Consider the following 466-nt stretch of genomic DNA (forward strand, 5'->3'; position numbering starts at 1 on the left):
TACTGATCCTGATCCGGCTCTGTCTCAAGCGCACCAGTCACGTTGATCGCCCACTCCGTCGGATCGGTGTCGATATCGAAGATCCCACCGATGAATCCGAATGAATCAGGACGGATAGTTTCGGTAGAACCAACGTAATCGGGGGCAATTGCCGCATCGAAATACTCTCTCACATCCTCAAAAGCAAACTCGTCACTTGGGAGGTCAGTTATTGGGTCGTACTCAGTACCGTCGATATAGAGACTGAAATCTTCCGTCCGCCGTTCCGACAGTTCCTCCCCGCCAGCATTGTAGACAAAAAAATTCACACCGAAAAACCAGCCGTTCGCAGGTTCCACGAACGCCACATCATCCTCTGATTCGTCGTAAACGCGAACCTCCTCCTGAGTTACCCAAGTACCTAGGCCATACTCCGCGAGCGACTCCGAGAGGTACGTCTCCTGCACCTGACCCTCGTCGAGCCCAC

General features: G+C 53.2%; 1 protein-coding gene. It reads right to left on the minus strand.

Annotated features, from left to right (window positions below; genetic code table 11):
• A partial coding sequence (locus tag EXE41_RS18740) for a hypothetical protein (RefSeq protein ID WP_137691804.1) occupies positions 1-446 on the minus strand: 446 nt, incomplete at its 3' end.
• Positions 447-466: the final 20 nt, after the last annotated feature.

Origin of the sequence: Halorubrum sp. SD690R, assembly GCF_005435035.1 — an archaeon.
Classification (GTDB): domain Archaea; phylum Halobacteriota; class Halobacteria; order Halobacteriales; family Haloferacaceae; genus Halorubrum; species Halorubrum ezzemoulense.